This window comes from Alteraquisediminimonas sediminicola (assembly GCF_019740335.1).
In the GTDB taxonomy this organism is placed as follows: domain Bacteria; phylum Pseudomonadota; class Alphaproteobacteria; order Sphingomonadales; family Sphingomonadaceae; genus Alteraquisediminimonas; species Alteraquisediminimonas sediminicola.
In genome coordinates this window covers 1-25,714 of record NZ_JAHXZS010000001.1, presented here as the reverse complement: position 1 = coordinate 25,714, position 25,714 = coordinate 1, and the positions used below count along the sequence as shown (strand labels likewise).

At 58.1% G+C, this 25,714-nt stretch carries 24 protein-coding genes and 1 pseudogene; 6 read left to right on the top strand and 19 right to left on the bottom strand.

The window, feature by feature from the left end; translation table 11 throughout:
• Positions 1–129 precede the first annotated feature (129 nt).
• From K6117_RS00125 to K6117_RS00115, 3 genes are read left to right on the top strand one after another with little or no spacing between them, the layout of a single operon-like run.
• Entirely contained in the window at positions 130–333 is a 204-nt protein-coding gene (locus tag K6117_RS00125; RefSeq protein ID WP_221791764.1) for a hypothetical protein, read from the top strand.
• A gap of 10 nt (positions 334–343) precedes the next feature.
• Complete coding sequence (locus tag K6117_RS00120; protein WP_221792779.1) at positions 344–2,866, top strand: helicase-related protein; 2,523 nt, start codon at positions 344–346, stop codon at positions 2,864–2,866.
• The gene (locus K6117_RS00115) at positions 2,863–4,485 is read left to right on the top strand and encodes a GMC family oxidoreductase (RefSeq protein WP_221791763.1); all 1,623 of its coding nucleotides are present in this window, start codon (positions 2,863–2,865) and stop codon (positions 4,483–4,485) included. The genes K6117_RS00120 and K6117_RS00115 overlap by 4 nt, the downstream gene beginning before the upstream one ends.
• Here the strand turns inward: K6117_RS00115 and K6117_RS00110 are convergent.
• Complete coding sequence (locus tag K6117_RS00110) at positions 4,482–6,020, bottom strand: DHA2 family efflux MFS transporter permease subunit (RefSeq protein WP_221791762.1); 1,539 nt, start codon at positions 6,018–6,020, stop codon at positions 4,482–4,484. The genes K6117_RS00115 and K6117_RS00110 overlap by 4 nt on opposite strands.
• A 395-nt stretch (positions 6,021–6,415) precedes the next feature.
• On the opposite strand from K6117_RS00110, the gene K6117_RS00105 reads away from it, so the two are divergent.
• Entirely contained in the window at positions 6,416–6,583 is a 168-nt protein-coding gene (locus K6117_RS00105; protein WP_221791761.1) for a Flp family type IVb pilin, read from the top strand.
• A gap of 270 nt (positions 6,584–6,853) precedes the next feature.
• Here K6117_RS00105 and ribB read toward each other — a convergent pair whose 3' ends face one another.
• The 7 genes from ribB to K6117_RS00070 all read right to left on the bottom strand — a co-directional run bounded on the left by ribB (position 6,854) and on the right by K6117_RS00070 (position 11,963).
• Complete coding sequence (gene ribB / locus K6117_RS00100) at positions 6,854–7,966, bottom strand: 3,4-dihydroxy-2-butanone-4-phosphate synthase (protein WP_221791760.1); 1,113 nt, start codon at positions 7,964–7,966, stop codon at positions 6,854–6,856.
• On the bottom strand, positions 7,963–8,763 hold the full coding sequence (locus K6117_RS00095) for a DUF2889 domain-containing protein (RefSeq protein ID WP_221791759.1): 801 nt from the start codon (positions 8,761–8,763) through the stop codon (positions 7,963–7,965). Before K6117_RS00095 ends, ribB begins: the two co-directional genes overlap by 4 nt.
• 8 nt (positions 8,764–8,771) lie before the next feature.
• A complete protein-coding gene (locus tag K6117_RS00090; protein ID WP_343211699.1) occupies positions 8,772–9,278 on the bottom strand; it encodes a flavin reductase family protein in 507 nt (168 codons plus the stop codon).
• 8 nt (positions 9,279–9,286) lie between these two features.
• Positions 9,287–10,057, bottom strand: coding sequence for an enoyl-CoA hydratase-related protein (locus K6117_RS00085; RefSeq protein WP_221791758.1), 771 nt, complete (start codon positions 10,055–10,057; stop codon positions 9,287–9,289).
• Positions 10,058–10,062: 5 nt separating this feature from the next.
• Positions 10,063–10,908, bottom strand: a complete 846-nt coding sequence (locus K6117_RS00080) for an enoyl-CoA hydratase/isomerase family protein (RefSeq protein ID WP_221791757.1) — start codon at positions 10,906–10,908, stop codon at positions 10,063–10,065.
• Complete coding sequence (locus tag K6117_RS00075) at positions 10,905–11,372, bottom strand: nuclear transport factor 2 family protein (protein ID WP_246604733.1); 468 nt, start codon at positions 11,370–11,372, stop codon at positions 10,905–10,907. Before K6117_RS00075 ends, K6117_RS00080 begins: the two co-directional genes overlap by 4 nt.
• Positions 11,373–11,453: 81 nt before the next feature.
• Positions 11,454–11,963, bottom strand: a complete 510-nt coding sequence (locus K6117_RS00070; protein WP_221791756.1) for a nuclear transport factor 2 family protein — start codon at positions 11,961–11,963, stop codon at positions 11,454–11,456.
• Positions 11,964–12,092: 129 nt separating this feature from the next.
• Between K6117_RS00070 and K6117_RS00065 the strand changes: the two genes are divergently transcribed.
• A complete protein-coding gene (locus K6117_RS00065; protein ID WP_246604732.1) occupies positions 12,093–12,746 on the top strand; it encodes a carboxymuconolactone decarboxylase family protein in 654 nt (217 codons plus the stop codon).
• A gap of 62 nt (positions 12,747–12,808) precedes the next feature.
• On the opposite strand, the gene K6117_RS00060 is transcribed toward K6117_RS00065, so the two are convergent.
• The 4 genes from K6117_RS00060 to K6117_RS00045 all read right to left on the bottom strand — a co-directional run bounded on the left by K6117_RS00060 (position 12,809) and on the right by K6117_RS00045 (position 17,561).
• Positions 12,809–14,059 carry a cytochrome P450 gene (locus K6117_RS00060; RefSeq protein ID WP_246604731.1) on the bottom strand — a complete coding sequence of 417 codons (1,251 nt, stop codon included), beginning with the start codon at positions 14,057–14,059 and terminating at the stop codon, positions 12,809–12,811.
• A 16-nt stretch (positions 14,060–14,075) separates the two neighbouring features.
• Entirely contained in the window at positions 14,076–15,161 is a 1,086-nt protein-coding gene (locus K6117_RS00055; protein ID WP_221791755.1) for a zinc-binding dehydrogenase, read from the bottom strand.
• An 82-nt stretch (positions 15,162–15,243) separates the two neighbouring features.
• Positions 15,244–16,338 carry an LLM class flavin-dependent oxidoreductase gene (locus K6117_RS00050; RefSeq protein WP_221791754.1) on the bottom strand — a complete coding sequence of 365 codons (1,095 nt, stop codon included), beginning with the start codon at positions 16,336–16,338 and terminating at the stop codon, positions 15,244–15,246.
• Between the two features lie 68 nt (positions 16,339–16,406).
• Positions 16,407–17,561: an LLM class flavin-dependent oxidoreductase gene (locus K6117_RS00045; protein ID WP_221791753.1), complete on the bottom strand. Its 1,155-nt coding sequence runs from the start codon at positions 17,559–17,561 to the stop codon at positions 16,407–16,409.
• A 325-nt stretch (positions 17,562–17,886) separates the two neighbouring features.
• Here K6117_RS00045 and K6117_RS00040 point away from each other — a divergent pair, with 325 nt between their 5' ends.
• Positions 17,887–19,527, top strand: coding sequence for a class I adenylate-forming enzyme family protein (locus K6117_RS00040; RefSeq protein ID WP_221791752.1), 1,641 nt, complete (start codon positions 17,887–17,889; stop codon positions 19,525–19,527).
• Positions 19,528–19,574: 47 nt separating this feature from the next.
• Here the strand turns inward: K6117_RS00040 and K6117_RS00035 are convergent, their stop codons facing one another.
• The 7 genes and pseudogenes from K6117_RS00035 to K6117_RS00005 all read right to left on the bottom strand — a co-directional run.
• On the bottom strand, positions 19,575–20,222 hold the full coding sequence (locus tag K6117_RS00035; protein WP_221791751.1) for a TetR/AcrR family transcriptional regulator: 648 nt from the start codon (positions 20,220–20,222) through the stop codon (positions 19,575–19,577).
• A 99-nt stretch (positions 20,223–20,321) separates the two neighbouring features.
• The gene (locus K6117_RS00030) at positions 20,322–20,753 is read right to left on the bottom strand and encodes a VOC family protein (RefSeq protein WP_246604730.1); all 432 of its coding nucleotides are present in this window, start codon (positions 20,751–20,753) and stop codon (positions 20,322–20,324) included.
• A gap of 26 nt (positions 20,754–20,779) precedes the next feature.
• A complete protein-coding gene (locus tag K6117_RS00025; RefSeq protein ID WP_246604729.1) occupies positions 20,780–21,187 on the bottom strand; it encodes a nuclear transport factor 2 family protein in 408 nt (135 codons plus the stop codon).
• 22 nt (positions 21,188–21,209) lie between these two features.
• The gene (locus tag K6117_RS00020) at positions 21,210–21,956 is read right to left on the bottom strand and encodes a glucose 1-dehydrogenase (protein ID WP_221791750.1); all 747 of its coding nucleotides are present in this window, start codon (positions 21,954–21,956) and stop codon (positions 21,210–21,212) included.
• 91 nt (positions 21,957–22,047) lie between these two features.
• The gene (locus K6117_RS00015) at positions 22,048–22,818 is read right to left on the bottom strand and encodes an SDR family NAD(P)-dependent oxidoreductase (protein WP_221791749.1); all 771 of its coding nucleotides are present in this window, start codon (positions 22,816–22,818) and stop codon (positions 22,048–22,050) included.
• 72 nt (positions 22,819–22,890) lie between these two features.
• Positions 22,891–25,338 (bottom strand): TonB-dependent receptor, encoded by a 2,448-nt coding sequence (locus K6117_RS00010; RefSeq protein ID WP_246604728.1) that lies wholly within the window; start codon positions 25,336–25,338, stop codon positions 22,891–22,893.
• An 80-nt stretch (positions 25,339–25,418) separates the two neighbouring features.
• Positions 25,419–25,714, bottom strand: a pseudogene (locus K6117_RS00005) (LLM class flavin-dependent oxidoreductase); the annotation flags it as partial.

Genomic DNA, 25,714 nt, shown 5'->3' with positions numbered 1-25,714 from the left:
CTGATCATGTTATAATTTAGATATTTATAAACTAATGGATCGTCAAGTCTTCAAATTTGATGGGCTTCAGTGCATATTGGGCCATCGCGCGTGCTTGCTCCGACACGCAGCACAGATTAACATCATGATATGGACACGCCGCCCACAATCAGTTTCGATGAATGGCTTATCGAACTGCGCCATTTGGCCAGCATGCGCGAACTAGACTGGTTGCTCGGCTGCGATGACAGCAGCTTTCGCGCCGTCTATGAACGCGGGGTCAGCCCGTGGGAAGAACTCGACCAACTTGACAAAATGGCTGTATGGCGCGGCTGCGGTTGCGGCGGCGGATAATCCATCACCCATGAAACGCACCGATCAGGACGTGGTCCGCGCCGTTCTCGGCCCGACCAATACCGGCAAGACGCATCTTGCGATCGAGCGGTTGTGCGCCCATTCGAGCGGGATGATCGGCTTTCCGCTGCGACTGCTCGCGCGTGAGGTTTATGATCGGGTCGTCGCGATCAAGGGCGCGGCCAATGTCGGGCTGATCACCGGCGAAGAAAAGATAATGCCGCCCAATGCACGCTGGTTGCTCTGCACGGTGGAATCCATGCCGATCAGCCGCGATGTCGCCTTTGTCGCGCTGGATGAAGCGCAGATCGGCACCGACCCGGAACGCGGCCATGTCTTTACTGATCGACTGCTATATGCCCGTGGTCGCGAAGAAACGATGATCCTTGGCTCGGACAGTCTGAAGCCGATCATCCGCGCCCTTATCCCCCATGCCGAGATCATCTCCCGCCCTCGTTTTTCGCAACTGACCCATGCCGGGCCGATGAAGCTCTCCCGCCTGCCCGCGCGTTCGGCCATCGTCGCCTTTTCGGTGGAGCAGGTCTATGCCGTGGCGGAAATGCTGCGCCGGACCCGTGGCGGCGCGGCGGTGGTGATGGGGGCATTGTCGCCCCGCACCCGCAACGCACAAGTCGCCATGTTTCAGGCGGGCGAGGTCGATTATCTCGTCGCCACCGATGCGATTGGCATGGGTCTCAACATGGATGTTTCGCACATCGCCTTTGCCAGCCTGTCGAAATTCGACGGCAAGCGCCAACGGCGGCTGGCGATCAGCGAAATCGCCCAAATCGCGGGCCGCGCCGGACGCCATCAACGTGACGGCACATTTGGCGTACTGGGGGGCATGGGTGATGATCTGACATTGACCGAAGCCGAAATCGACCGGGTCGTGAACCACCGCTTCCCCCCGCTCGATCATCTGCTGTGGCGCAATGCCGAGCCGGATTTTTCCACGCTCGATAATCTCATCGCCTCGTTGGAAGAGGTGCCAGATGAACCGATGCTACGGGCCGCCCCCGAGGCGGTGGACCTTGCCGTGCTGCGTCAACTCGCCGCCCATCACGACATTCGAGACAAGGCCAAGGGCGCGCGCGCCGTGTCCTTATTATGGGAATTGTGCGGCCTGCCCGATTTCCGCAAGGTTGGGCCAAGCTATCACGCCCAATTGGTCGCGCAATTATTCCTGCAACGCGTGCATGGCCCGATTGCCGAGGATTGGTTCGCCCGCGAACTCGCGCGACTGGATCAGGTCGGCGGCGATGTCGACCGGCTGGCATCGCGGCTCGCGGGTGTGCGGACATTGGCCTATATCGCCCAGCGCCCCGATTGGCTGGCGCTGCCCGGACAATGGGCGATCCAGACGATGGCGCTGGAAGAGCGCCTGTCCGATGCCCTGCACCAAAGATTGACCGAACGCTTTGTCGATCGGCGCACGATGGTCCTGATGCGCTCGGTCGGGCGCGATCGGCGCTTGCTCGATGTGCAGGTGGCGACAGATGGCCAAGTCACCGTCGAAGATGAGATGATCGGCCACTTGAACGGCTTTCGCTTTACCGTCGATGGCGATGCCCGGCGCGGCGACCGCAAGATGCTGCTCGCGGCGGCAGAACATCACCTCCCGCGTGAATTGGAACGCCGGGCGCAGGCGCTGGCAGAAGCGCCCGACGATCAATTCAGCCTGTCATTGGTCGCGGGCGCGCCGATCACGCTCTATTGGCGCGGACAGGACATTATCGGGTTCAAGCCCGGCAAGGATCTGCTGCACCCGCAATTCGCCCCCGACCCGACGATTGCCAGCCTGCCCCCCACCCCGCGCAAAGCGGTGATGGAACGGCTCGAACGCTGGCTGCACCACCGCATCGCCGGACAATTGCGCCCGCTCCTCCGCCTAGCCGATATGGCAAGCCATGAAGCAACCTCGCCGAATTTACGCGCGCTCTTGGCCCAGATTGTCGCCAATGGGGGCATCATCTCGCGACATGAGGTGGAGACGGCGCTCCATCATCTGGACCGGCAGGAACGCCATCATTTGCGCCGCATCGGGTTGGAGATCGGGGCGCTCGATCTGTTTCACCCGATGCTGCTGAAACCGGGCGCGGCAAGCCTGCGGCTCGCGCTCCATCATATCCGCGAAAACCTGCCGATGCCGCCGTTGCCAATGGCGGGCCTTGGCCTGTTGGATAAACCCAGCCCCGCGCTTGACGCAGCGGCGGCGCTGGCCGGTTATCGCCGCTTTGGCGATCAGATGCTGCGGATCGATCTTGTCGAAAAAATCGCCCGGTCGGTGCATGACGCGCGTGGCCAGTCGCGCGATTATCTGCCAGATATGGCCTTAGCGACCTCGCTTGGCATCGGGACGGCGACCTTTGCCCGGATCATGCGCGCGCTTGGTTTTGTCGCGACCGGCAATGAGGCCCAGCCGCAATATCGCTGGCGAGGCCGCCCGAAACAACGCCCGATAGAACGTCCGACCAATCCCGCCTTTGCCGCGCTCGCTTCTTGGCACAATATTGATAGAATGGCCCGCAAATGACTGATTTTGGAACATTTGATTATATCGTCATCGGCGGTGGTGCTGCGGGCTGTGTGCTGGCCAACCGCCTGTCCGCCGATCCAGACGTCAGTGTCTTGTTGCTGGAGGCGGGCAATGACGAACGCTGGATCTGGACCAAAATCCCGATTGGCTACATCTATTGCATCAACAATCCGCGCACCGATTGGTGCTACACGACCGAGCCGGAACCGGGCCTGAATGGCCGTTCGATCATCTATGCTCGGGGCAAGGGTTTGGGCGGCTGCACCCTGATCAACGGCATGCTGTATCTGCGCGGTCAGGCGCAGGATTATGACCAATGGGCCGCATTGACCGGCGATCATCAATGGCGCTGGGATGCGGTACGCCCGCTATTCCTCGGCATGGAGGATTTCCAAGGCGGTGAGAACAACCACCATCGTACGGGCGGCGAATGGCGGGTGGAGCAGCAACGGCTGCGCTGGGACATACTCGACCGTTTTGCCGAGGCGGCGACACAGGCAGGCATCAACCCAACCGATGATTTCAATCAGGGCGACAATCAAGGCGTCGGCATGTTCCATGTCAACCAGAAGCGCGGCACCCGCTGGTCGAGCGTGCGTGGCTTTATCGACCCCATCCGCCACCGCCCCAATCTGAAGATCGTGACCGGGGCGCTGACGGACCGGCTATTGATGCAGGGGCGCAAAGTCACCGGCGTTGCATTCCAACAGGGCAATCGCGCCTGCACGGCCTCTGCCAGGCTTGAAACTATCTTGAGCGCGGGTGCAATCGGCTCGCCCGCGATCCTGCAACGGTCAGGCATTGGCGATCCGGCGCTGCTACGGTCTTTGGGCGTTGAAGTCGCGCACGCCCTGCCCGGCGTCGGCCAGAATTTGCAGGACCATCTCCAGCTCCGCAGCATCTATAAATTGCAGGGTATCAACACCCTCAACACCCAAGTCCACAGCCTATGGGGCAAGGCCATGATGGGGCTTGAATATGCCCTGTTCCGGCGCGGCCCGCTCAGCATGGCCCCCAGCCAATTGGGCGCATTCGCCAAATCCGATCCCGACATTGTCTCGCCGGATCTCGAATATCATGTCCAGCCCTTGTCGCTGGAAAAATTTGGCGAGCCCTTGCACAATTTCCCGGCCTTCACCGCCAGCATCTGCGACCTGCGCCCGCAATCGCGCGGCCATGTCACTATCCGCGATACCGACCCGCACAGCGCGCCGAGAATCGCGCCTTGCTATCTCAGCCACGAAGCCGACCGGATCAAGGCCGCCAAGGCGCTGCGGCTGACGCGAAAGATCGTATCGCAACCGGCACTCACACCTTTTCAGCCGGTGGAATATCTGCCGGGGGCCGAATTCACCACGGATGAACAGCTTGCTTATGCGGCGGGCAAGGTCGGCACCACCATCTTCCACCCGGTCGGCACCTGCCAGATGGGGCGCGCCGATGATCCGATGGCCGTTACCGATCCCAGCCTGCGCGTGCGCGGGATTGAGGGCTTACGGATCGCGGACGCATCGATCATGCCGCGCATCACCTCCGGCAATACCAGCTCGCCGACCCTGATGATCGCCGAACGCGCCGCCCATATGATCCGCGCTGATCGCCTGACGCGCCGTTAATGCATCACCAATGGGCCATGATGCTTGATCGGCTTGACCATAAGCGCCAACGGCACCGCCAGCATCATCAACCCGCCCAATATCAGGTAAATATCGCTAAACGCCATCACCGCAGCCTGACGGGCAAAAGCCTGTGACATCAATGCAATCGGCACCTGCCCGCCGCCATCATTCATCAACAGCGCCTGCCCCTGCGCGGCGCTTTGGGTGATCGATTCCGATAGCCGCGCCAAATGCAGTGACTGCCGCCGATCCAACATCGTCGCAATCAGCGCCAGCCCCACCGATCCGCCCAAATTGCGGGCGCAATTGAAAATGGCGGACGCATCATCGACAATCTCATCCTCCACCGACATCACCACGACCTGACTTAGAAATGCCATGGTGAGAAACATCCCCATGCTCATCAACAATTGCGGCATGATGAAAAACGACCCGGCAGAATCCGGCGTCAGCCCCGCCGCCAACAATGAACTGGCGATCAGGCACATTACGCCGCTCGTGATCAAAATCCGGATATCGACCGTCCGCATCAACAACGGAAACACAGGCGACAGCAGCAGGAACGGCACCCCGTTCAACAGCACGACATAGCCCACCTCCGCCGAATTATAGCCCGCGATCAGGCCCAAAAACTGCGGCGTGAGATACAAAGTGCCGAACAAGCCGATTCCCGACAGGACGCTCAATAAAATCGAGTTCAAAAACTGCGGACGACGCAGCAGATACAAGGCGACCGCCGGTGTCTTGGCCCGTAACTGCCCATAAGCGACCATCGCGAAACCGAGCGCGGCAACAAGGCTGAGAAGACGAATAAGCGGCGATTCAAACCACATTTCGCGCTGGCCATCTTCCAGCACAAAAGTCAGCGCGCCCAGGCCGATCGCCAGCCCGAATATCCCCACCCAATCGGCACTGAGCAACAAATCATAACGCGCTTTCGTCGGCGCAAGCCCGGTTAAAATCAGGATCACCAGCACGATGCCGACCGGCAAGTTGATGAAGAAGCTGTAGCGCCAGCTCATATGCTCGGCCAACAAGCCGCCTACAAGCGGTCCCAACACCGGCCCCAACATCACCGTGATGCTGAACAACGCAAAACCGATCGCGCGCTGGCTCGGCGGCAGGCGCGTCGAAACAATCGCCATCGCGGTCGGAATCAGCACGCCGCCGAACAGCCCTTGCCCGATCCGGCCCAAAATCATCATATCGAGACTGTTCGCTATGCCGCACAGCATGGAAAAAGCCGTGAACATAGTGGATGCGATCAATAACAAGCGCCGCAGCCCGAGCAAGCGCTCCAGCCAGCCGCTCAAGATAATCGAAATGATCTCGGCAATCAGGAATGACGTCCCGATCCAAGTCCCATCGCTGCCGCTCGCCCCGATTTCGCCCTGAATGGCGGGCAAAGCGGAATTGATGATCGCAATGTCGAGCGAGGCCATCAACGCGCCCAACGCCCCGGCTGCCACCGCCAGCCACGCGAACAAATCCGCGCGTTCTTCCTTATCCGGTACCGCCTGATCCCCGCTCATGCCCAACCTATCATTATCATCTGACCCAAATCTGGGCGAACTCGGCGTTCCCATATTAAAGAGGTTCATAGTCGAACCGAAACGCCCCGTCGAATTGAACTTGCTGGGTTCAGTCTATTGATAGGCAATCAACATAGTGCGCCACATCGACTGTAACGCCCTCTCACTGCCCACACATATCCCGAAGTATAACGATTTCAATATGGCAACATTCAACATCAAAGTGGTTGAATAATAAAGTCTAATTGAAATGAAATCCACTTCAATCTGGCTTCAGATTAAGGTTGAAATTAACCTTTCAGTAACCTGCCTCGCATTATTTAATAATTATTGCAGCATCAATTAAAAGTTACCGCATAAAGTTCAACAATCAACATCATCATTAGGGGTGTATCATGAAGACGATCCGCAATTTTCTGAAGAACAACAAGGGCGCCACCGCGATTGAATATGGCCTGATCTGCGCCCTGATTTCAGTGGCAGCGATCAGCGCGATGCAGAGCCTGGGCAATAATTTGTCGGGTACGTTCAACAACGTCTCGCAAAAGCTGGCGCAGAACTGATTTTCCGTTCACCGTTGCTGACGACAACGTCGCAGCATCGGCGGATTAACCAGCCCGGCCGGACTCTTTCCGGGCGGGATCGACCTAGGCCTTTTTTGCTCCGGTTGATCCCAACACAATGGCGTCCAACTTCTGGTTCCCAAACCAACCCTGCTTCAACGATATATGATGTTCCAATAATCTGGGGAGGCCACCGCATGGTGCCTCCCCATTTTTTTGCCTATATTTTCATTGGGGAGTTGGTCCTGATGCGGTTCAAGCCCGGATCATTCAGCCCTGCTCATCATCCAGCGGCTCGCGTCCCGTCACGATCAGGCCAAAGCCCTCCAGCGCTGTCAGCTTGGCCGTGCTCGATGTCATCAGGCGCATCCGGCCCACGCCCAGATCCTGCAATATCTGCGCGCCGATCCCATAATCGCGATAGCCATGGCGCAAATGATAATCGCGCCGCCCCCCCTTCACCCGATCCGCGATGGATTGGGGATTGGGGTCCTGCACGAACACCGCGACCGCAGGCCCTTCATAAGCGGCCAGCTTGCGCAAAGCACGCGGCACATAATCGCGATGCGCCGCCGTCCAGCCAAGCAAATCCGCCGTCAGATCGACCTGATGGACGCGGACCAATGTTTCCACTTCCGGGGTGATCACATGGCGAGACAGCGCCAGATGTTCGCCGCCGTCCAAGGTGCTGCGATAGACATGAATGTGATAATCAGCGCCAAAATAGGATTCAAACGGCGCATCCGCGACTTTTTCGACCAATTTCTCCGACCGGCGGCGATAGGCGATCAAATCGGAAATCGCCCCGATCTTCATCCCATGTTCTTTCGCGAACGGGATCAGATCGGGCAACCGTGCCATGCTGCCATCCGGGTTCATCACCTCGCAAATCACCCCGGCCGGGACAAGGCCCGCCAGCCGGGAAATATCCACCGCCGCCTCGGTATGCCCGGCGCGCACCAACACCCCGCCATCACGCGCAATCAACGGGAACACATGGCCGGGCGTGACAATATCGTCCGCGCCCTTGGCGGGGTCGCTGGCGATGAGGATCGTCCGGGCGCGGTCATGGGCCGAAATGCCGGTGGTCACGCCGTCACGTGCCTCGATCGACACCGTAAAGGCCGTGCCATGGCCTGATTGATTATTGGTCGTCATCGGGCGCAAATTCAGCGCCGTCGCGCGCGATTGGGTGATCGCCAGACAGATAAGGCCACGCGCATGCTTGGCCATGAAATTGATGATATCGGGCGTGGTGAATTGTGCCGGGATGATCACATCGCCTTCATTTTCCCGATCATCGGCATCGACCAGAATATAGGGCTTGCCGTTGCGGGCATCTGCGATGATCTCTTCGATCGGGGACAGGGCCGATGTCGTCATGATAATTTCTCGCTCACAGAAGTGAAAATACGCGCACGCAGATGCGGTGGCAATATCTCGCCCAAGCCCTTGGAATAATCCCGAACATAACCGATCATATCATGCGCCACCGAAAATTGCGGTTCGGAAAAAGTAAAGCAACGTCCCTCCCTATCCGGTTCCAAGCTGGTCGCTGCCCCTTGTTGATCGAAAATATAACGGCGCCCACGCGCCACAAAATACGCCTTTTGGATCATCAACGCGCTATCAAGCGCATCGCCCTCGAATTGAGACCCCGCCCACTCGGCAAAGCCGGCAAACAGGCGGCGACCCGCAAATGCCGCAGGTGCGACAATCACATCCTCATGCAGCGCCCAGTCATACGCCAGCACGCCATCGATAAAAAGCTGCACCACGGTATCATCGTCAACGGCATCCGGCAGCACAATGTCGAAAATCTGGGTAAATCGCCCACGTCCGGCACGTTGGATCGCAAGCCGGGCAAGATCGAGCAAATGGGTGCAATTACGCCCCGCTCGCCCTGACCCATAAAAGGATTTCCTATCGCTGTTCAACGCAGTGCCGACCAGTTCCTGCAACGGCACCACCGCGCCGGGGCATGTCGTTTTGGGAATGCGGATTGTGTCGGCCTCGACGCTGCGCACCGTTGTCCCATCATGGCCGATCCGACACCACATCGAATGAAAATCGTCATTCAACACCGCAGTGACGCTGACTTCATCCCCAACCAGCCGTAGCCGACGACGAAAGACGCCAGTCCCATAAGCCGGGTTCAAAGGATAAATTGTCAGCGCCATGTCATGTCCTAGCCAATCGAGCCGGTCTGGAATTGACCATAGCCGCTTTGGAAAAACAACAAGGGCGGGCGGGCGCGATCTGCATTCAAAGCCAATACATGACCAAGGACGATATAATGATCACCCGCCTCGATCACCGACTGGATCTCACATTCGATGGTTGCGATCACGCCATCCAGCACCGGCACATGATGTGCGGATACATGATGCGGGACGCCCTCGAACTTGTCCTCGGCCTTGGAGGCGAAGCGTCGGCAAATCCACTCCTGATCCGCCGCGAGAATATTGACGCAGAAACGCCCCGCCTTCTCGATCTTCGGCCAGCTCGATGAATTTTTATCCGGGAAGAACGCCACCAAGGGCGGATCGAGCGAGACGGAGGTGAAGGAACTCACCGCCATGCCCGCCTGCGTGCCATCATCCTGACGGGCGGTGATGACACACACGCCCGTCGGATAATGGCCCAGCACCTGACGATAGTCAGTGGCTTCGATCTTGGGCTTGGGGCTGCTCACCGCCCTTGTCACCGGCCAGTCCACACCGGCTTGCGACGTTCGGCACCGGCGCGCTCGCCTTCTTTCTTGTCTTCGGTCGCTGCATATTCTTCGATCTGTTCGAACCGGGTCATCAGCGCGACCTCCAGCGGATGGCCAAGCCGACCCAGCACCGCCGCCTTGGCCGCCTGCACCGCCAAGGGCGATGCAGCATTGAGCTTGCCCGCCCAACGCGCCGCCGCTTCCGCCAGATCGGCATAAGGCACAACTTCATTGACCAGCCCATAATGGCGCGCTTCATCGGCCTTGATGCGTTCCCCGGTGAGGATCAATTGCATCGCAATATGATAAGGCAATTGGCGAATGGCGCGATGGACGACACCGCATTCACCGATGATCCCGACCTTGGTTTCCGGCAGGCCGAACTGCGCATTATCCGCCGCGACAATGATGTCGGCGCACATCGCCAGTTCAAAACCGCCACCGACGCAGAAACCCTGCACTGCGGCCACCATCGGCTTTTTGCAGGTCACGAGCGGACCGCCAATGCCGGTCAGGCCACCGCCCAGCGCCATGCGGCTCTTGCGCTCTGCGCCGCCACTGACATCCGCGCCGATGCAGAAGCCCTTTTCCCCTTCCGCCGACAGGATCACCGCCCAAATGTCGGGATTATTGTTGATTTCGTTCCAGCAATCCAACAACGCATCATCCATCTCGGACGTGATCGCGTTCAACCCCTGTGGCCGGTTCAAGCGCACATTGGCGACATGGTTGTCGACGGAAAACAGAATATCAGACATGTTGATCATTGCTCCTTGAATTGGTTGATGAGGGCAGTCGAGGACGGCCCTTTGTACATATCGAGCACTGACTTCAGGCCCTGCGCCGCCATCTGGTCGCGAATGGCCAGCACGGAGGGCGCGAGGTGCAGCAGCGCATCCATTTCGGCGATGCCGCTCAATGCCTGTTTGAAACCCGCTGCCTCTGCTGCGCGGTTGATCGACTGTTTCTTGACCCGCAATACATCCGGCGGGGTCATGGCGATCCGGCCCGCCAGCGCCTCTGCTGCTGCGATCAATTGATCGGCGGGCACGCAATGATTGGCCCAGCCCCATTCAACCGATGTTGGCCCATCGATCCAATTGCCCGGGACATAGGCGAATTCCTTGGCGCGCTTTGTGCCGACCTGCGCTACCCAGACAGGGGCAATATAGCCCCCGCCAATCGGCACGCCCGGTTCGCCAATCCGCACATTATCGGCGACGATGGTGATATCGGCAAAGACGCACAACTGTGCGGACACGCCCATGCAATAGCCATGGACCGCCGCGATCACCGGCTTGGGATGATCCCAGATCGCGAGCCAGCGCGCGATGTTGCGCTGCAACCGCGCCGCATCCGCCACCGGATCGATCTTGCCTGCGCCGCCATATTGGCCAAGGTCCATGCCCGAGCAGAAACCCTTGCCATTGGCGCGAATGCCGATGACGGGTCGCCCTTCGCTTTGCAGCAACTCCAGCGCTGTCGAAAATTGATCGAGCATCGCACCGGACAGGGCATTGGCATGGTCAGGCCGATTGAACACGATCCAGCTGATGTGCTGGGCGTGCTCGATCAGGATCGCCTGTTCCGGTGCGCTGCCCCCGGTCATTCAGCGCGACCGATCGGATTGGCGGCACGGACATGATAATCGGTGGTCATGGTCGTACGCAATTCGCGACGCTTGAACTTCCACTGGCCATCGCGCTTCACGACCGTATCGAAATACTGGCCGTATAAAATGCCGTCCGGACGCTCCTTGGTATAGCGGTGCACCGCCAGCACGATCGAACGGACATTGGCTTCATTATCGCTGACGAAATCGACGACCACATTCGAATTATGGTGCGACGTGCCACGGAAGAACGTGCCGATGCCTTCGAGCGTCTTTTTATAGGCTTCCATGCCGGTTGCGCCGAAATTCGGGGCGTAGCTCACTTCGCAATCATCGACGAACAAGGCCGCGAGCTGATCCGGATGGTTCATATCGAGATGATAGGAATATTCGTACATCATGCTTTCAATCGCCCGGATTTCAACCAGCTTTTGAATATCGGTCATGTCGGCGGCTGCCATAAATTGTCCTTTCGATAGATGTATATATGATGAGAAAACTGCCCCCGCAGGTGCGATACAACGGGACAAAAAACCTAATTTTTATGCCTTAGGCGGGAAATCGGAAGCTGCCGGATCAATCCCCGGCCAACGCACCGGATGCGGCGAGGAAAAGGCCTCGGCCACCTCGGCCCAAGGCGCCACATGGATCGTCCGCATGTCGCGCTTGGCGATGCGCCATTCATGGTTCACCCGGCGATAGCTGTCCTGATAACGCACCGCGCCGAAATAAGAGACGCCACCCAGCACCATTTCCAGATGCGCGCCCACCAGACCATCGGCGCTATCCACCCCCGTCAAGGTGAACAGGCCATAATTCGGCGTATGCAGGGTCAGCCCCATGCTGCTGCGCTGTTCGACCAGAAAAGCGATTACCTTATCCCGGTCCGCGCCACATAAAGCACCGCTGACGCTGAAGGTCGCATCATAAGTGAAGATGTCGTTCAAACCCGAAATATCATCGCCGTCGACCGCCAGAAAATATCGGGCGACCAGATCGTTCAGATTTGCGCGGTCTTCTAGCCGAGCGACTCGGTTGCCCAATTCAGGCATATGCTCCTCACCTCTTTTCGTTCGTTGCGCCTACAATGACTCCAGCTAAAATATTCGTCAACACAATTGTTGACTGATGGGGTGCAAATTCCCTACATCGGTTGTCAATCGCATCAATTTCGAGGATATATGGAACTCAATATCGCTGACCTGCGCACCGAAGCCGAGCGCCTGATCCACGATCTGCCCGATGGCGATCCGCTGGATGGGGTCAGCATCGCGCTGATCGATCTGGGGGTAAAGGCCGCCGTCACCTCGCTGGATATGCCCGCGCTTGATGCCGCGATGCAGGCCGCGCATCAGGCGGGCGCATCCATCGCCCAAATCCAGGAAACCATCGCGTTGATTTCAGGGCTTGGCGTCCATTCGCTGATGCTGACGGCGCGCCGCCTGCTCGACCTCGCCGAAGCGAGCGGCGAAATAACGCGCGGCCCGCTCACAAACGACCAACAGGCCTTATGGGATCAATATGTCGGCAATGACCCATATTGGCAGCCGTTTGAACAGGAGAATCCGGGCTTCATGGATGCGCTGCTGCGGCTTTCACCCGATCTTTTCAAGGGCTTCCACCAATATTGTGCGATCCCATGGCAAAGCGGAACTGTGCGCGCGATCATCAAGGAATTGATCGCCATGGCCTCAGACGCAACGCCGACCCATCGCTATCTGCCGGGGATGCGCCATCATCTCAAAAATGCGGCCCGTCTCGGCGCGGGCAAGATCGCCATCCGCCATGCGCTCGACATCGCGGCGGCGGCGCCCCTGCATGTCGGTGTACGCTGAATATATTAAGGGCGGCGCATTTACGCGCCGCCCTCCCCTTTTAGCCCTCAATCAGATCGTGCTTATTTCGTCGCCCAGACCAGCGGCACATTTTCGACTGCCGCGATGATGCCGGATTGATAGACCGGATTCGCACCGGGCTTCAGGCTGAATGCGGGGATGCGTTTCAGCCATTCCTGCATCGTCACAATCGCCTCCATCCGCGCCAGATGCAGACCGGCGCAGCGATGCGGACCGCCGCCGAAGGTGCTGTGCGAAATCTGCTTGCGGCTGAAATCGAGGTTCATCGGATCGACATTGCTGTCTGGATCAAGCCCATCCAGCGCCGTCGGGATCAGGATCATGTCACCGCGTTTCAGCGACACACCATCATATTCAAGGTCCTTGGCCACCATCCGGGCCTCTGACACCACCGGGAAGCGACGGAACATTTCCTCGGCACCGCGCAGCAAGACCAGCGGATCGCTGTTCAATTCCGCGACTTTCTCCGGATGACGCGCCAGATAGATCATGAAGAAGCTGAGGAAATTGACGACCGTATCAAGGCCACCCAACAGCAACAACGCGATCAGGCCCACCGCCTTGTCATGCGGCATCGGTTCGCCATTGATCTCGCTATTGACCATCAGGCTGATGATGTCATGGCCCGTGCCGCCACGGCGTTGCTGGATGATCGGTTCGACATAAGCGAAAAAGCCCTGGTTCGCGGCATCCAGCACCGCCGCCATTTCTTCCGGCGTATTGCCAGATGGCCGGGTCATGTCGGCGGCAAAGCGGCTCAACATCGGCACATCGCTCATCGGCAGATCGGCCATCGCCATAAACACCCGAACCGGAAAAATCTGGGCATAATCGCGCGGAAAATCGCATTCGCCCTTATCGGCAAATGAATCGATCAGTTCGGCGGCCACTTCGCGCACCTTGTCTTCGACCATGCGGATTTGGGAGGGGTTGAGGCCCTTATCCAGCACCTTGCGATAGGGCGTATGTTCGGGCGGGTCCATGCGGGTCGGAACCATCGCATATTTCTCGCCCGCTTCTTTCGGGAGGAAAATCACCTCGCTCGAAAAGCGCGTTGGATCGCTATAGATTTCCTTGATCATCGCGCCCTTGGTGGCGATCCAATGGCCGCCGGTAAAAGGTGTCCAGATCAGGCCGGGCGTGCCGGGCTGCTGCACCTTTTTCCACGCCTCGTGATAGCCCTCATGCAGCCCATCGAGCGCATACATATCAATGTCGCGGATGCGGTCGGCGGGGACGTTGTCGGGGACAGATGCCTTGACGCGCTGATCCAAATTTGCGGCTTCAGTCATAATACACTCCCGCTTCTCAACGAATAGTCGGATCGATCACTGCCTTGATGGCAGCGCCGGATTTGACGGCAGCAAGCGCCTCGCCCGCCGCATTGATGCCAAAACGATGGCTCACCAGTTCCGCCAGCGGGACCTTGTCCTGCAAGCGCACTGACATGTGCATCGCCTCATAATAATGTTTGGGCTTGGGGAAGGTCGCCCCGGAGACGGTGATATTCTTCGTCGTCATATCGCGCGGCGAGATCGGCTGGGTGCCAATCGCCCCCCACAGGCCCAAAATGATGTAGCGACCGTGATTGCCGGTCAGATCCACGCCTTCCGGAAAAGCCTGCAACACGCCTGCGGCCTCGACCACGACATTGGGACCATGCGGGCCGCACAGATCGTAAATCATCCGCCGCCGTTCCGCCATATCGGTATCCAGCGCAATCGCAGAGGTCGCGCCCAGTCGCTGCGCTACGGCCCGACGCGCAGGCGACCCGTCGATCACGATCACTTCCCGCGCACCGGCCTGCGCCGCGACCAGCACGGACGCGAGCCCGACCGGCCCCGCCCCTTGCACAACCACGGTATCGCCAACCCGCACCCGGCCACAACGGTCGAACCCGCGCAATACCGTCGGCAAGGCGCAACCAAGCGAGGCCACCGCCTCTGGCTGGGCATGGTCCGGCAGGCGAAAGAACGGCAGGCCATTCGGCAACCATGCAAAATCGGCATAGCTGCCCCAATTGGGCTTTTCGGCATGTTCGAAGAATTGCGAATTTTCGCAGGGTGTTTCTTCCAGCACGGTGCAGCTATGGCAACGATGACACAAGGCGATCGGCGACCAATAAACCAGATCCCCCGCCTTGACCGGCACACCGGCATAATCGGTCGTCACGCCCGGCCCGACCTTTTCAATCATGCCCACGCCTTCATGGCCAAGAATGATCGGAAACGGCATTTCACCCGCCTCGCCCGACAGGATATGCACGTCGCTGCCGCACACGCCGCCCAATACGATCCGCACCAATGCGCCACCGGCTTCCGGTTCCGGCACCGGCACTTCCCATGTTTCAAGGCGATCTTTTCCCACCATCACAGCGGCTCTACCGGTACGCATCCTCATTCTCCTCCGATGACACTCGGCCCTGATGTCTGATCTTGCGTCAGTTCATTCGGGCCGATGGCGTGTCCAAATATATTCAGTTCGGCATTTTGACCTTGGGCGCGACCTGTTGGGCCAGACGCTGCAAGGATTCCGTCCAAGGCTTGGGATCGTCGATGCTGTCATGCTGGTTGGCCACAAGCTGGCCCCAGCCGCCGGTCTTGTAGGCCAGTCGTTCCAGCTTTTCGATCACCGTTTCCGGCGAACCACACAGCCAGACATGATCGACGAGAAAATCCTCATTCACATCGTCCGGCTGCAAATCCTTGCCGGAATCCGCAATAATGCCCTCGAACAGGTTGAATTTCTTGTAGATCGGCACAAGATATTCGCGCCATGTCCGGGCAAGGCCGCTCTTCAACGCCAGACGCTTGGCCTCGGCATCGGTGTCGGCAATGAACACATCGCGGCAAATACGAAAACGGCTGCGGTCGGCGACATAGCCTGCGCCAGTGGCGGCTTCCGCCCAAGTGTCCCAATGGCCCTTCATCTGTTCAACGCCGCCGAAAAATGAGATCGGGCTGTAGTTGCGCTCACCCGCGAATTTCATCGAGGCCGAGTTTTTCGACAGGCCGGTGACGGCGATTTCCATCGCATCGCGCCCGCCCCAAGGGTTGTTATTGGCGATTTCGACATCATAGCCCGGCATATTATCCGGCCCCGGAAAACCGGCGCGGAAGGTTTCGCCCTTGTGCATGAACGGTTCGCGCTTCCACACGCGTTCCATCAGGTCGAGGGCTTCCAACTGGACCTTGCCCAATTCCATGATGTTGTCATAGCCGTGCAAGATCGCATCGGTGTGGTGGCCGCCGGGGGCAACACCCAAGAAATAGCGCCCTTCCAAAATCTGGCTGAGCCAACCGATGCGGATCGCAAGGGTTGCGGGGTCGTGATAGGGCAGCAAATGCGCCATCGGGGCGAAACGGATGGTCTTGGTCGACTGGGCAGCCGCCGCGATGATCACATCGGGCGACGGGATATTTTCCCAAGCGAGCGTATAATGCTCGCCAATCATGAAATCGGCGAAACCGGCCTCGTCCGCGATCCGGGCAATATCCACCGCCCAGTCAAACACCTGACGCGCGGTCCGGCTCGGCGGATTATACGGGGTCATGAAAATCCCAGTTTGCATCCAGATTCTCCCAATATTCTTATTTCGCATGGGGGATGCATGACGCACCCCCTCATTTATCAATCAGATCAAACGAGCGTGCCGTCCGCCGCCTTGTTGGAGAAATGCGGCGCGACCTTTTCGATAAAGGCGACCAATTCCTCATTATTGGCTTCCGGTTCCAAATGGCCCTGACCAAACATCAGGAACAAATCGTTGAAACCGAGGCGATCATGCGCCTTGCCGATGCGGTCGATGATTTCGCTCGCGGAACCGATCAACACGTTCGGCATACGCTGGCCATGCGGAATGAACCATTCATCCCAGAACCATTTATGCTCGTTCATCAGATATTCGGCACGGGCCTTGTCTTCGGTGATCATCAAAAAGCCACCCCAAGCAATGGAATCGCCCTTGTCCGGGGTATGGCCCGCACGCAGCGCGCCATCATACCAGCGATTTGACAGCGCCGAACAGAAATCGAGATCCTCGGCCAATACAATTGGCGTGCCATTTTCGCGCGCCCACATATCGACCGTCCGCATCGTGCCGGCAAAGCCGCCAAAGATGCGCGGATGGGGCGATTGATAGCATTTGGGTGCGATGCCGACTTCACGCACAATGCCGTTTTCGTCCTGACCCTTGCCATATTTGGCATAGGCCGGATGCCCGGCAGACCCGGCCAGAGGCGGGAAATTCCAATGCTTGCCATGATGGCTGAAGACATCGCTGGTCCATGCCTTTTTGATGACCTGAATCGACTCCTCAAACACTTCGCGGTTGAACGTGTCCTGATCGTCCTTGGCCTTGGCATTGGCGGGCTGGGTGCAGCCCACGCCCTTCACCGCCGCATAACTATCGACCCAACGCGCATGATAGCCACGGGTAAAGGCGACGTTGAGACGGCCCTTCAACATGTGATCGAGCGTCGCAATTTCTTCGGCAACACGCAGCGGATTATGCGTCGGCAGCGTGTAGCCCATGGCGGACGCGTGCAAGCGCTTGGAATGCATGCCGACGAACAGGCTGAACATGCCGGGATGGTTGTTGACCTCGAACCCTTCGATCTGGAGATGATGCTCCGGCTGGGCATAGCTCGCATAGCCGATATCATCGGCCAGCCGGATATAGCCCTTCACTTCTTCAAGAAAGCGCTGATACAGATCATTGCGCTGACCGGCCATCCCGGCTTCGATTTCATGACGACGGCCAACAACGCCGGTTTGCATCAAATGGAACTTCATGGTCACCCTCCGGATTATGTTCTTATTCGGGTGTTGCCGCCGTCTTATTGGACAGTCAGCCACCCTCGATTCTGCTTACAACGCATGACGGCCCCATAGGCGCGCCGATCGTCAACAAGCATGTTGATATGATTCACTCAAGAGGCTGTCAACGTCAATGTTGAGCCGCGGCGCACATCGCCGCATCAATTCTCCACAGCCAATCAACATATGTGTTGACATGACTGGCCTGACGCGCTGAAATAGACGGCACAAGGAGTGCCATCGACCATTGCCCCCAAGCGGCAAGCCATGGCAGCAGATAAGCAGGAACGAGATAAAGTTGATGACCAACCAGATTTGCACCGAAGTATCGACCATTGGCGACCTGCTGGTGCGGGCGATGGCGTCGCAACCTGATCGTGCGGCCATCATCTTTCCGGATGAACGCGCCAGCTATGCCGAATTATACACCAGCGCACAGCAAGTCGCCCGTGGCCTGCTCGCTTTGGGGGTGCAGCCCGGACAGAATATCGGCCTGTTCCTGCCGAACGGTCTGGAATTTCTCCATGCATTTTTCGGCATCAGCCTGATCGGCTGCGTCGTGGTACCGCTCAACACCCGGCACAAGGCGACCGAACTCGGCTATATCATCAAGGACGCCGATCTCGTCGCCATCATGACCAGTGGGCGCGACACGGAATATGTCGATCTGCCCGCGATATTGGATGACGCCCTGCCCTCGCTGCGCGATCATGCCACCCCCTTTGCCGCCCCGCTCGCGATTGCCGAAGCCCCCAGACTGCGCCATGTCATCGATCTTGGCGGCCCCTCGCGTTCTGGCATGATGGATCAGGCAAGCTTCCTGCCATGGACCGATCGCGCCAGCGCGCAACAGGTGGAGGACGCCCGCCGCCAGACCCGCATCCGCGATACCGCGCTGATCATGTACACCTCCGGCACCACCGCCAATCCCAAGGGCTGTATGTTGAGCCATGAGGCCGTCACCCGTGGCCCGGTGGAACGCGCACGTTATCGCCTCAAATCGCCCGATAAGGATGTGACATGGGCGGCGGGGCCGTTATTCCATATCGGTTCGCTCGCGCCATTTATCGGGTCGCTGGGCGTTGCCGGAACGTTTCTTGCCGATCGCTTCTTCGATCCGGAACGCGCCATCCGCCTGTTGGAAGAAAATGAGGTCACGCTCGTATGGCCGTGGTTCTCGGCAATTGTGCAGGGCGTGATCGATCATCCGCGTTTCGATCCGGCCCGCCTGTCCAAATTGCGCTATTTCTTCCTGATCGCGCCGGAAACCTTGGTCCGCCGGGTACAGGCCTTGTTGCCCAACACCGAAATTCTGCAAGCCTGCGGCATGACCGAAACCGGCGGCGTCTTCGCGTTCAGCCTGCCGGATGACGATGCCGACACCCGCGCCATCACCCAGGGCAAGGCCGCGCCGGGCGTCGGCATTTGCATCGTCGATGCGGAAACCGGCCTTGATTGCGCCGATGGCAAGATGGGCGAAATCTGGGTGCGCGGATTTTGCGTGATGGACGGCTATTACAACCATCCCGAATTGACCGTGGAGACAATCGACAATGACGGCTGGCTCCATACCGGCGATTTGTACAGCCGCTCCGCCACCGGCGATCTGTTGTTTCAGGGGCGGTTGAAGGACATGCTCAAGGTCGGCGGCGAGAATGTCGCAACGATGGAGCTGGAGGCCTTTTTGTGCAGCCACCCCGATGTCAAATTGGCGGAAGTGGTCGGCAAGGCCGATCCGCGACTGGACGAAGTCCCGGTCGCCTTTGTCGAATTGCGCGAGGGCGCGACCTTGCTGTCAGACGAATTGATCGGTTTTTGCCGGGGCAAGATCGCGAGCTATAAAATCCCGCGCGAAGTCTATTTCATGCAGGCGCATGAATGGCCGATGTCCGCAACCAAGGTCAACAAGCGCGCCTTGCGTACAATGTTAAGCGAGGGTTGATCTAAGGCGGTTAGGCCAATCTGGCCAGTATTGCGTCTGGCAGGTTATTACGCGCGCGCGCCCTGCCAGAACAACAGATTGAACGCCGTCGCGACATTCTCGCCCGACAAAGACCCGCCCGGCGTAAACCAGCGATGGGTCCAGTTGAACATGCCGAACAGGGCATTGGTCATCAAACGCGGCGGGATGTCGTTGCGTAATTCACCGGCCTCTGCCCCTTGGCGGATCAGGTCGGTGATGATCGCTTCAAAGCTGCGGGTCTTTTTCAGCATTTCCTGCGACCATGCCGTTTCCTCGGTCGTCACCTGATGCATCTGTTCTTGAATATAGACGTACATATGCGGGAAATTCTGTTCATAGGACCGCATCAGCACCGTGAAAATCTGCTGGATCTTGTCCTTGATCACCAGTTTCGGGTCGTTTGACAACCGCTTGGCTTCGCTCAAATTGGTATCGAGAATGCCCTCGACGGACTCCCGGAACAATTCTTCCTTGCTGCCGATATAATAATAGATCGACGCGCGATCCATGCCCGCGGCGTTCGCAATGTCGGCAAGACGGGTCGACTGATAACCCTTTTCGCGAAAAAGCCCCGCCGCGATCTCGATCAATTCGGCACGCTTGGCGGCATATTCCTCGCCACCTTCTGCCAGCGCCGACCGCCGCCTGCGCGAGATATTGCTGGTTTTCGCCATAAGCTGTTCTTGAACCCCGTTAAAATCTTTTATGCAGCTCAAATCCACTTGAACGTTGACGCATATCGTAAGCCCATCTGCCAGTGGCTATACATAATTTCAAGCAGAGTCATGATGGCGGCTTCCATCACCACCCGCCCCTTTGAGTTCGATCATATTGCCTTCAGGATCATGGACGTACATCGACGGCCCCATGCCCAATGCCCCATAACGTTCCGCAGTTTCACCACATGCGACTTTATGCTGCGTCAGATGCGCGCGAATGCGGCCCTCATCAAAATGTTGCAGCAACAGGCAGATATGATCGACATTGAGCCCGGATGGCTGATGCTCGCCCCCCAAGGGACCGGCAATATCCACCAGATCAATCAGCGCACTGCCCGCCCGCAAATGGGTCAGGCCCAATTCTGGCCGGTGCCAATCCAGCACACAGCCCAGCACATCAATGTAAAACGCCGTCATCAAAGGCACATCGACCACGCGCAACACCACATGGTCGATGCATCGGGCAGCCAGTGGATGGTCCATCATGTCGCCCTTGCCCTCGCTTCCCAAAATCAGGGGGTAAAAAATATCTGCTGCGCGTGCAGCGTATCCATATATTCCTTCACTGACGCAATCTTGCCATCGCGGGTTTCAATCAGGAAATGATATTGGCTATTGTAAATCCGGCCATTCATCAATTCGCCATAGGATTCCGCCTCGACCGCGACCTTGCCATTTTCCGCGATCATTCCCTTGGGCGTGATCCGAAGCGGCCCGCTGCGATACGCATCCTTCACCCCAGCCAGCAACGCGCCAAAGGCCGCCTTGCCATAGGTGCCGGAAAAGCCGTCAACGCTGCCTGACACCCACCAAGTGGCATCATCCTGCATCATATCGAGCAGTGCCGGGACATTGCCCGATGAGAATGTCTCGAAAAAACGCGCGACCAGCGCCTTGTCGGCTGCATTATCCGCCATCATAGCTCGCTCCCATTCCCGATGATTATTGCGCGAGCATCCCGGCATCGACGATATGTTCCGACCCGGTGATATAGCTCGCTTCATCCGAGGCGAGGAACAGCACCAATGCCGTCACTTCTTCCGGCTCGGCAATGCGACCCAATGGGATCAGGCCCAGCGCGTCGCCGCCCTCTTCATCGGTCGCCTCGACCATCATCGGGGTCTGAATAAAGCCCGGATGGACGGAATTGACGCGAATGCCGCGCCCGCCATATTCGATCGCGGCGGCCTTGGTCATGCCGCGCACCGCAAATTTGCTGGCGACATAGGCAAGGCTTGGAAAGCCATAATTGGCGGCAATCCCGGCGATGGACGAGATGTTGACAATCGAACCCTTGCCCGCCTTCAACATCGACGGAATAACTGCCTTCATGCCGAGAAATACGGAATCCTGATTGATCGCGCAGACCTGATGATAGCCCTCTTCTGTCAATTCGACGGTCTGGGCCATTGGCCCCAAAATCCCCGCATTATTGACCAGCACCGTGACCGGGCCGAATGCAGCCTCGGCCTTGGCGACAACATTCGTCCATTGGGCGAAATCCGTGACATCATGATGGACGAACAAGGCATTGGGACCAAGGCTGTCGGCCAGCTTTTGCCCTGCCTCTGCCGAGCGGTCCGTGAGGACGACCTTCGCGCCTTCCGCGATAAAGCGCTTGGCATGGGATTCCCCCATGCCTCTGGCCGCGCCCGTGATGATGGCAACCTTGTCGTTCAAACGTCCCATCTCTTACTCTCCTCATGACGATATTGTTTATGTTGTTTATGCTGCCCGACCGGTGAAAAGCTCACACGGCCTGCAGCGAAATAAAATGATGTTAGCGCACCGAAATCAGCCCGCCATCGACCGGGATCAACTGACCCGTGATGAAGCGAGAACCGTCACCGGCGAGAAAGACAAGGACCGGGGCCAGATCGACATCCGCATCGCCGAATTTCCCGCCCAGCGGAATCTGTTCGGCTGTAGCCTTGTCATGCGCGGCCAGATCCTCTGGCGACAATGCCTCGCGAAATCGCGCGTACATCGGCGTCACGATATAAGGCAGGACCGCGTTGATACGGATACCCCGCGCGCCCCATTCCCGCGCAACGCTGCGCGTCCATGTATGTACCGCCGCCTTTGATGCGCCATAGACAGCATTATTGATTTCGGCGGTCAGCCCGGATTCCGACCCGAAATTAATGATCGCGCCGCCATGCGGCATATGACGATAGGCCGCACCATTGGTATAGATCGTGCCATTGACGTTGATATTAAACAGCCATGCCAAGGTTTCATCCGGCACATCATGGGTCGGCGCGTGGCGATGCACCCCGGCAATATGGGCCAGCACATCAAGCCGCCCCATTTTGGCAACCGCGGCATCGAATGCCGCATCGACTTGCGCGCGATCACCCACATCGCATGTCATGAAAGAGGCCGAACCCGGCCCGGCGGCATTGGCTTTAGCCACCATCGCCTCGCCCTGCACCGCATCGACATCCATGGCGACCACTTCGGCACCGGCGGCGACATAAGCGCGCAATGCAGACGCCCCGATCCCCTGAGCCGCACCGGTCACAATGATTTTCTTATTGCCTAGCGCCATGAGATTGACACCTCATATCCTATAAATGGCAATGCCAGCCGGTGCCTCTCGCACCGGCTGGCATCATCTCGTTCAGAACTTGACCGAAAGTTCTGCGCCAAAGGTCCGTGGTTCGCCCGGATATGCGGTGTTGTAACCGCCCGATGCGCCCATGGCATAGCCTGAGATATAGTACATCTTGTCGCCGACATTCCGGACATAGGCAGCAAGCGACACCTTGCTGTTCATGATGTCCTTCCAGTCATAACGCAGGTTGACCGTCGAATATCCATCCAGCTTGGTGCCGGGGGTCACCGACCCTTCGTTGCTGGAGAAATAGGTCTTGGTCTGCTTGTAGTAATCGGCACGGATGCTCATCTTACCGATCGATTCAGGCACCGGCAGCTTCACCACCGCCGCAGCCGAACCCGACCAGCGCGGGCTGTCAGGATAGGAATCGAAGGTGATGAAATATCCGGCCACACCGGTCAGCGGTTCCATATCCACGATGTTCTTGGTGTATTTCGCGTCGGTATAAGCACCGTTGAAGCTGAGATCCAACCAGTCGGTCAGGCCGATGGCGGCGTCAACTTCGACACCCTTGGTCTTGGATTCCGGCACGTTCAACGTGAAACCGGCAGGGTTACCGTCAATCACCGCATACACCGCATGCTGCGCATTCTTCACGATGACTTCATACACCGCCGTATTGAACTGCACCGGCGCACCGCCGATACGACCGTTGAACTTGTACCCCAGTTCAAAATCATGGACTTTTTCGTTTTTGAAGAAATTCGCAGCCGGGTTCACCGTGCCGTTGAAATTCCCTGCGCGGAAGCTCCCGCGCTGCGAGAAATAGACCATGTTGTTGTTGTCGATTTGATATTGCAGGCTGGCCGTCCATGCCGGTGCCGACAATTTCTTGCGCTGCGGCGGCGTGACCAAGCCGGAGACATTGAACACGTTGCCTTCAGCCTGCGTGATACCCACCGTTTCCCAGGTATAACGACCACCCAGCACCGCGGTCAGCTTGTCCGTCACCTTATAGCTGACCTGACCGAACACCGCCTTGGAGGTGTTCTTGTTGCGATAGGTATAATCGACATCGGCCAAAGTCTGCTCAAGATCGGCGCCGACGTTGATCGGGATGATTTCGAACCTTTTGGCCTTCGAATAATAGACGCCCGCCGTGTAATCGAGGCGATCATCCAATGCCGAGCCCTGCAACTGCAATTCTTCGCTGATGTTTTCCGAACGGAAGGTCTGCCCACCCGGACCACCCTCGCCGGACAGGCCGGAGGGGTTATTCGGGAAGTTGAACAGCCACAATGCGCCGAAAGGACCGCCAGCGAGGTTGCCCGGGGTATGTGCATAACCCTTCATATAGCTGAAGATATTCTTGATCTTCGCATTATCGCTAATCTCGATTTCCGTCGAGTTGGTCACATACGTATTATGCGCCTTGTGCGGCAGGTCGAACTGAAGCCAAATCTTGTAAGGATTTTGCTGCGACCATTTGGCATAGCCTTCAACCCCACCCGGCCAACGGCCCGGTCCATAAGCAGGTCCAGCGGACAGATTGCTGTCGCCTATATAGTCGCCGTTGATATTTTTAAGGGCTACAGAATAGAGATTATACACGGTATCCAGCGTGCTGGTCAGCGCATAGCCATTGTTATTCCGCACGGACGTAAGGCCATTGCTGATGAACTGGCTGCCAATGGCACCCGCGGTGTAATAATTATGTAGGTTACCCGTACCTTCCGTACCCTTCACATCATTATACTGCACCATCAACGTATTCTTGATGGTCTCGGTCGGCGTATAGACAATGGTTGCGCGCCCGGACTTGCTATCCTTGTCGCCCAACGTATTGCCGGTGTTCACATTTTTGATATAGCCATCGGCCTTGGTGTAATCGAACGCCAGACGCACGGCCAGCTTGCCCGGAGCGATCGGCAGATCGACCGCGCCCTGCGCCTGATACGAGTTCCGCTCGCCAGCGCGCAGCGTCAAATAACCACCAAAGTCATCACCCGGCATCGGGGTCGAATACAGCACCGCGCCGCCGGTCGCATTGCGGCCAAACAACGTGCCCTGCGGCCCCTTCAGCACCTGAATCGAACCAAGGTCAAAGAAGGCGGTCGAGGTATTGCCGGGGATATAAGGCGCTTCGTTGACATAGGTCAGCACCGCCGGGCTGGTGCCCGAAAACGGATCGAGCGTCTGGCCACGCATGCTGAAGCTCAGCTGGTTGGAGTTCTGGCCGTTCTTCACCTGCAAACCCGGCACGAGCGAACCCATGTCCTGTTCACTGTTGATGACGCGGGTCTTCAGCATCTCCGCACCAAAGGCGACGACCGACACCGGCACCTTGGACAGCTTTTCCTCGCGACGCTGTGCGGTCACGACGATATCGCCATTCTCAGCGCCGTTTTCGACCGTCTGCGCCCATGAGGCCGACACAGTGGTCGCAGCGAATGCAAGCAACGCCGTGCCAGAGACCAACGTCGCACGGCTCCTGTTCTTAATTTTCAACATCTTCCTCTCCATCACCGTGTTTTGTGGTTATTTTTAATCGAAAGCCGCCACACGGACAGCGGCCCCGAACGAACCAACTCTTATGCGGCTACTGTTTTCGGCAGCGAGATACGCGGCGCGACTTCCTTCGCGATGAGTTCGAGCGAATTGAACCAAGGCGTGGGATCATCATAATAATCATGGGCTTCGACCTGCATCGTGCCCCAGCCGCCACATTCGTGGAACAGCTTGTTGAGCTTCTCGACACAAGTATCGGGCGAACCGACAACGAACACATGCTTGATCAGGAAGTCGAGATTGGCATCCGCCACATCGACACCGGCATCCTTGCAGAAGCCGTCCATCATCCCGAACCGCTTCCAGATCGGGATCAGAT

Coding starts and splice junctions, on each gene's coding strand:
- K6117_RS00125 (WP_221791764.1), top strand. CDS start 130: ATGGACACGCCGCCCACAATCAGTTTCGATGAATGGCTTATCGAACTG.
- K6117_RS00120 (WP_221792779.1), top strand. CDS start 344: ATGAAACGCACCGATCAGGACGTGGTCCGCGCCGTTCTCGGCCCGACC.
- K6117_RS00115 (WP_221791763.1), top strand. CDS start 2,863: ATGACTGATTTTGGAACATTTGATTATATCGTCATCGGCGGTGGTGCT.
- K6117_RS00110 (WP_221791762.1), bottom strand. CDS start 6,020: ATGAGCGGGGATCAGGCGGTACCGGATAAGGAAGAACGCGCGGATTTG.
- K6117_RS00105 (WP_221791761.1), top strand. CDS start 6,416: ATGAAGACGATCCGCAATTTTCTGAAGAACAACAAGGGCGCCACCGCG.
- ribB (WP_221791760.1), bottom strand. CDS start 7,966: ATGACGACATCGGCCCTGTCCCCGATCGAAGAGATCATCGCAGATGCC.
- K6117_RS00095 (WP_221791759.1), bottom strand. CDS start 8,763: ATGGCGCTGACAATTTATCCTTTGAACCCGGCTTATGGGACTGGCGTC.
- K6117_RS00085 (WP_221791758.1), bottom strand. CDS start 10,057: ATGTCTGATATTCTGTTTTCCGTCGACAACCATGTCGCCAATGTGCGC.
- K6117_RS00080 (WP_221791757.1), bottom strand. CDS start 10,908: ATGACCGGGGGCAGCGCACCGGAACAGGCGATCCTGATCGAGCACGCC.
- K6117_RS00075 (WP_246604733.1), bottom strand. CDS start 11,372: ATGGCAGCCGCCGACATGACCGATATTCAAAAGCTGGTTGAAATCCGG.
- K6117_RS00070 (WP_221791756.1), bottom strand. CDS start 11,963: ATGCCTGAATTGGGCAACCGAGTCGCTCGGCTAGAAGACCGCGCAAAT.
- K6117_RS00065 (WP_246604732.1), top strand. CDS start 12,093: ATGGAACTCAATATCGCTGACCTGCGCACCGAAGCCGAGCGCCTGATC.
- K6117_RS00060 (WP_246604731.1), bottom strand. CDS start 14,059: ATGACTGAAGCCGCAAATTTGGATCAGCGCGTCAAGGCATCTGTCCCC.
- K6117_RS00055 (WP_221791755.1), bottom strand. CDS start 15,161: ATGCGTACCGGTAGAGCCGCTGTGATGGTGGGAAAAGATCGCCTTGAA.
- K6117_RS00050 (WP_221791754.1), bottom strand. CDS start 16,338: ATGCAAACTGGGATTTTCATGACCCCGTATAATCCGCCGAGCCGGACC.
- K6117_RS00045 (WP_221791753.1), bottom strand. CDS start 17,561: ATGAAGTTCCATTTGATGCAAACCGGCGTTGTTGGCCGTCGTCATGAA.
- K6117_RS00040 (WP_221791752.1), top strand. CDS start 17,887: ATGACCAACCAGATTTGCACCGAAGTATCGACCATTGGCGACCTGCTG.
- K6117_RS00035 (WP_221791751.1), bottom strand. CDS start 20,222: ATGGCGAAAACCAGCAATATCTCGCGCAGGCGGCGGTCGGCGCTGGCA.
- K6117_RS00030 (WP_246604730.1), bottom strand. CDS start 20,753: ATGATGGACCATCCACTGGCTGCCCGATGCATCGACCATGTGGTGTTG.
- K6117_RS00025 (WP_246604729.1), bottom strand. CDS start 21,187: ATGATGGCGGATAATGCAGCCGACAAGGCGCTGGTCGCGCGTTTTTTC.
- K6117_RS00020 (WP_221791750.1), bottom strand. CDS start 21,956: ATGGGACGTTTGAACGACAAGGTTGCCATCATCACGGGCGCGGCCAGA.
- K6117_RS00015 (WP_221791749.1), bottom strand. CDS start 22,818: ATGGCGCTAGGCAATAAGAAAATCATTGTGACCGGTGCGGCTCAGGGG.
- K6117_RS00010 (WP_246604728.1), bottom strand. CDS start 25,338: ATGTTGAAAATTAAGAACAGGAGCCGTGCGACGTTGGTCTCTGGCACG.